Source organism: Psychrobacter faecalis (assembly GCF_016107575.1).
GTDB lineage: Bacteria > Pseudomonadota > Gammaproteobacteria > Pseudomonadales > Moraxellaceae > Psychrobacter > Psychrobacter faecalis.
On sequence record NZ_JABAST010000067.1, the window covers coordinates 1 to 5,341 of the forward strand.

Annotated in this window: 6 protein-coding genes; 4 read left to right on the plus strand and 2 right to left on the minus strand. The window is 40.2% G+C overall.

Annotated elements, in window-relative coordinates; translation table 11 throughout:
- The first annotated feature begins 308 nt into the window (after positions 1 to 308).
- Positions 309 to 857: a GMC oxidoreductase gene (locus tag JFC07_RS12780; protein ID WP_227678337.1), complete on the plus strand. Its 549-nt coding sequence runs from the start codon at positions 309 to 311 to the stop codon at positions 855 to 857.
- 103 nt (positions 858 to 960) lie between these two features.
- Here JFC07_RS12780 and JFC07_RS12785 read toward each other — a convergent pair whose 3' ends face one another.
- Together JFC07_RS12785 and JFC07_RS12790 are read right to left on the minus strand one after the other, a co-directional pair.
- Positions 961 to 1,551 (minus strand): DUF8453 domain-containing protein, encoded by a 591-nt coding sequence (locus JFC07_RS12785; protein WP_198329201.1) that lies wholly within the window; start codon positions 1,549 to 1,551, stop codon positions 961 to 963.
- A 36-nt stretch (positions 1,552 to 1,587) separates the two neighbouring features.
- Positions 1,588 to 2,034 (minus strand): hypothetical protein, encoded by a 447-nt coding sequence (locus JFC07_RS12790; protein WP_191690162.1) that lies wholly within the window; start codon positions 2,032 to 2,034, stop codon positions 1,588 to 1,590.
- Between the two features lie 233 nt (positions 2,035 to 2,267).
- On the opposite strand from JFC07_RS12790, the gene JFC07_RS12795 reads away from it, so the two are divergent.
- From JFC07_RS12795 to JFC07_RS12805, 3 genes are all read left to right on the plus strand, one after another.
- Entirely contained in the window at positions 2,268 to 3,287 is a 1,020-nt protein-coding gene (locus tag JFC07_RS12795; RefSeq protein WP_198329202.1) for a lipoate--protein ligase, read from the plus strand.
- 220 nt (positions 3,288 to 3,507) lie between these two features.
- A complete protein-coding gene (locus JFC07_RS12800) occupies positions 3,508 to 4,518 on the plus strand; it encodes a PAAR domain-containing protein (RefSeq protein ID WP_198329203.1) in 1,011 nt (336 codons plus the stop codon).
- Positions 4,519 to 4,808: 290 nt separating this feature from the next.
- Complete coding sequence (locus JFC07_RS12805; protein ID WP_198329204.1) at positions 4,809 to 5,327, plus strand: hypothetical protein; 519 nt, start codon at positions 4,809 to 4,811, stop codon at positions 5,325 to 5,327.
- Positions 5,328 to 5,341: the final 14 nt, after the last annotated feature.

Here is a 5,341-nt window from a genome sequence, read left to right on the forward strand (position 1 = left end):
GCTTATTCTCCTGTTAGTGGATTATAAGCAGTTACACAGAGTTTGGGAAACTCCCTGATAGCGCCATAAAGGCTTGTAAACATTCTGCATCAGTCGCCGACTCATAGAATGAGCGACTCAGATTAGAAGTTCATGTCCTCAATACCACGGGCGGCATCGATAAAGTTGAGCATTACACTTGCGATAAGCTCTTCCTTAATGCTGGCAGTACGGGCACCTCAGAGCTATTATTAAAAAGCCAAGCGGAAGGCAAGCTTACTAAGCTAAACGAGCATATTGGCCAGCATTGGGGCCCAAACGGTAACATCATGACGGGGCGCAATTTTGTCCACGCCGCGGGCACCACCCAATCGACCATTCCGGTTAAAGGCATCAATATGTGGGACGGCGATAGAGATGGCTCAAAGTACAAAATCTTTGCCGAACTCGCGCCATTACCGCTAGGGCTTGAGACATGGACGACGCTATATCTCGCCATCACTGATAATCCAGAACGCGGTAACTATTACTATGATAAGGCCACAAAAACCGTCAAACTCAACTGGAAACGCGAGCAAAACGAGTACTCAGTAAATGCGGCCAAAGAGCTGATCGAAAGACTCGCCAAAGTAAATGGTGGCTCGACATCAAGCTTATTATTTACCAAAGGCTTCGGCGATAACTTCTGCTATCACCCGCTTGGCGGCTGTGTATTAGGCTTGGCGACTGATGAATTTGGACGCGTCAAAGGGCACGAAAATATCTACGTGCAAGATGGCGCATTAATCCCCGGTAGCGCTGGCGTCAATCCGTATGTGTTTATTACGGGGCTTGCTGAGCGTAATATGGCGGCTATTCTGAGGGAAGATTTTGGGTAGGTTATTAGTAGTGTAGAATTTGCTAACATAATATACACGTTTCTACTAATAGGAATAAGGCTAATGGTAACTTGTGTGTAGGGTCTGTGCTTGTGAGCAAATTCTAGCTTTCCCCCGAACCTAATTTTTTAATTGCTTTATCAATATTTTGTAATTGCTCATTAGTTTTTATTAAACTTTCTGAAATCTTCTTATCCCAGTTTGAATCAGAAATATCTGTTCCGTGAAATGCTTCAACGAAAAGCTGAGACGAACTCGATGATCTATTAAACCAAGTCATAGAATTAGCTCTTCTGTACTTAGCTTTAACTATAATATTATTACCTCCAATATATTTTTTTAACCCTCCATATTGCCCCCAAGAAATAATAATTTTTTGGTTAGGGGCTAAGAAAGGAATTCCATCTACGATAGGCCCAGATATCATTGTTTTTGGCATGCTCTGAGGTTCTTCTATAGTGAAAGCTTTTTCAGGTAAATCTCTAGACGTTTCAAAACTTATATTTTCTGCTGGCCCTTTACCTATGTTCTCAATAATTAAAATAATAAGTGATGGTCGCTTTTTATCTGTATCTACATAAACAATAACTTCTGGATCGGTTGACGAACGGTAGACCGCATAAGTTATGGCAGCTGAGGCCGTTGCTATTAAAGCTATAAACACAGATATCCAATTTGCCAAATCTATTTGCATGCATAACTCTCCAACTAAGTTAAAATTGTGTTTATTCTAAACATTTTCTTTCCACTCGCTCATTCGTCGTTGAGATATTTCTACAGCACTGTCGGAAAACAGTTCAGGATAGCGAAGTATTACTGCTTCGAAAGCATAGGCTTCCAAGCCCATCTCTAATAATGCGGTATAACCTTTTGTCTCAGATTTACGATCAACGGCGCGCTCGACAGCATTAATTATTCCGTATTTTTGAATCATTGGCCAAGTTCTAGATGCGCGTGTTTTCTTACCATTTTTGGCACTTAGCACCTCTTCATAAGCATAGACTGCTTTTATAGCTTCTTTCTCTGCCGACGTTTCAGCACCATAGTTTTCAGCTTTTAAGTGAATAGCTCGTTCTTTTGCTTGTTTTACCAAATCTTCTCTGCCTGCATTCAAAGCATTTTTAGCAAAAATCTCACATTTCTTAGGAGTATCTAAGTTTTTTATCCTTTCATCCATAACCAAGTCTCTTCTTATGCATCAGTTCGCTGGTTTGAACCAATGCTATTTGTCACTTAATATCAGTCGTAATCATAACAGAAAGACTAAAAATAAGTTAACTTCTTAAAACCTCAGACTTAAACCGCTCCCATACCACACACCCATTGAATTCCAACCACGCATCGGCAACAATGACAGTATCTATTGATAACATTCAATCTAGAATAATTATTCAAGAAAAAGGATAAGTAATGAAACTGCGCATTTTAAAGTCTGCTGTGACCAACCCTTGGTTCAACCTTGCGACCGAGGATTGGATATTTAATACGCTCAATCCCGACTCGCACACGCTATTCTTATGGCGCAATAGCGAGACCGTGGTCATTGGGCGCTCGCAAAACCCGTGGGTGGAGTGCAAAATCGATAAGATGGAAGCCGACGAGGTGTTTTTGGCACGGCGGCAGAGTGGCGGCGGCGCGGTGTTTCATGATTTGGGCAATACCAACTTTACCTTTTTATCACCCAAAGACGACTATGACCAAGCAGCGAACTTTACCATTATCATCAATGCGCTAAAAAAATTGGGCATAGACGCGGATTTATCTGGGCGTAACGACATGCAAGTCGGCGATAAAAAAATATCAGGTAGTGCCTTTAAACACGCGGCGGATCGTAGCTTTCATCACGGGACTTTATTAGTTAATGCCAACATGCAAAAGCTAGGCGATTATCTCAACCCCCATCCCCTTAAGCTCAAAGCCAAAGGCATCAAGTCGGTGCGTGCGCGCGTTGCTAACTTAGTTGAGTTTAATGAAGACATCAATCACGAGACCTTATCTAATGCGATTATCGAGGCATTTTGCGAATACTATCGTGACACTGATTATGGCGACACTACGCCAGTAGAAGAATTGGATGAAGCCAGTCTCGCCAAGCAGCCGACACTCAATAAATACTATCAGCAAATGGCAGATTGGGATTGGCGTTTTGGTAAGACGCCTGAATTTAGCCATCATATCGAGACGCGATTTGATTGGGGCATTATTGATTTGCACCTTGATGTGAAACAAGCAGTGATACGCGATGTTGTCATTTTCTCTGATGCGCTAAACGTTGAGTTGATTGATTTGTTAAAAGAGACATTGACTGACATTAAATATAATAGACATGAAGTAAAAGCCACGCTTGCTGAATTAAGCAAAGCGCATCCTGATTTGGCAGCGCAAATTGATGATGTCTCTAATTGGTTAATTGGCGAGATGGAAGGTTAGATTTTTGCTTGTTATTTATAGTGAGTAAAGAGTTTCTATTTCTTATTACCGTCAGCATTTTAATCGCCTTTATACTTTGCATGGATTAAGCTTGCTGCCTAAATCACACCCTTAGATAAACTTAAGTTTGATATTTAACGCTCTAGCCATCTATAATGTCAGGCAAATAATAGACTCGAGTTAAGAGTTTACACTTTGGGCATTTAAGCAAGGTAGCACTATGGCAGCCTATATCACCGTCGGCGCAAAGACCTCTCACGGTGGGACGGTCATCTCCGGCTCACCGCGCACCACTCATAACGGCATCCCTGTTGCCCGTAAAGGCGATAAAGTCATCTGTAAAAAGTGTAAAAAGGTCACCACTATTGTTAGTGGTGATGCTTCCTTTATCGTCGATGGTGCGCCTATCGCACGTGGTGGCGATGTCACCAGCTGCGGCGCGAAGCTGATTGCGACTCAGCAAGCGTTTGCAGAGTCTGACTTTGATGTTGGCAGTATTGCGCAGGCAGAACCTTTGGTGTTTCCTAAAACTGATCCAGAAACTGTACTTTCTAACTTTGCAGCTTCTGACAACAAAGATTCTGAAGATGAAATGTCTGATGAGGAGTTAGGGATTTGGGTTGACGTATCTACTGAACAAGCATTGAAAGACAGTGGGCTTTGGGCAGGAGCAGGTACTCCTGAAGAACTAATTTATCAAGAACGTCTTAATTCTCTATGGGTAGATGTCAATGGTGATCGTGCGAAATACCATGAAGGTGTGCAAAAAATTGGAGATGAAGCGGGATTGGTTTTTGATATTATGTCATTTCCGCTAGGTTGGGGTGCTCTATCTGCTAAGACTAGCGTTAAAGCTGGACAGTACGTGATTCGAAAACGAGCGTTAAGTAATAACAATATCTACAGAGACTCTGAAAAAGGTTTCGACTGGACTTCTACTAAGAAAAGATCTCCTAATACAAACCTAGCAGAGCATTGGAGTAAACATAGCAAAGAATTTCCTGAGCTAAAATCTCAAAATGACTACTATCGTCATGCTCAAGAGTTTGTGAGTGACCCTCCGCGTGGAACTTTAAATAAAACAAGAAAGAATGGTGATACGGTTTTATATAATCCGAAAACAAACACATTTGCCGTCAAAACGAAAGATGGTGCACCTCGAACAATTTTTAAGCCTGATGCTTCCACACATCCCTACTCAACTAATTTGGAATATTTTCATGCTCAATAGAGAGTTACACAGTTGTAAAATATGCGGTTACTATGATGAGGATTTCTTGCCATGGGGTCTAGACGGTGAATTCCCATTATATGAAATATGTCCTTGTTGTGAAGCGGAGTCTGGTTATGAGGACTTTACCTTAGAATCCATTATTCATAATCGTAACAAGTGGGTTGAATCTCCAAAATTTAGATCGAATGAGAAATATAGAGAACAATTAGTTAACTACTTGGAATATTTAAAACAGATTAAATAACCTAGTTTTGAAAAATATAATTAAGTATGTAGGAAAATAATCAGTGAAAATAAGAGGTAAAGAGTATAAGTTATCTGATATTTCACTTATTGCTTTCGTTATTATTTTATTTATATGGACTGTAGACTTAGAACCAAATAAAGAGCTTGAAATATACCAACAAGAATTGGTTGAGAAAGAAAGCTGGCTTATATCCGAACTTGATAATATTGCTAAGTTTATGAACTTCAAAGTAAGCGATAATATTCATTCTAATAGGGATGTATGGTACACATCCAGATATGCAAGCCCCGAGTTTGAAAAGAATAGACTATTACATTTACATGGCTTTCTTCTTAAAGAAGGCTGGGTAGATATGACTTATAAAATTGACAGAAATGATTATATAGCTAATACCTCAAGTAGATCTGATAAAACAGCCAAACGTGTCCGTATTCTATGTAAGGATAAAGCTACCATTTTTATGTATATGACTGACATGCAAAATGATTACATTATTGATTTATTTAAAGCTCGTACTTTGAGCCCATCCCGAATTCTGTGTAACTGCCATTTAGATTAAATGCTTACTGATAC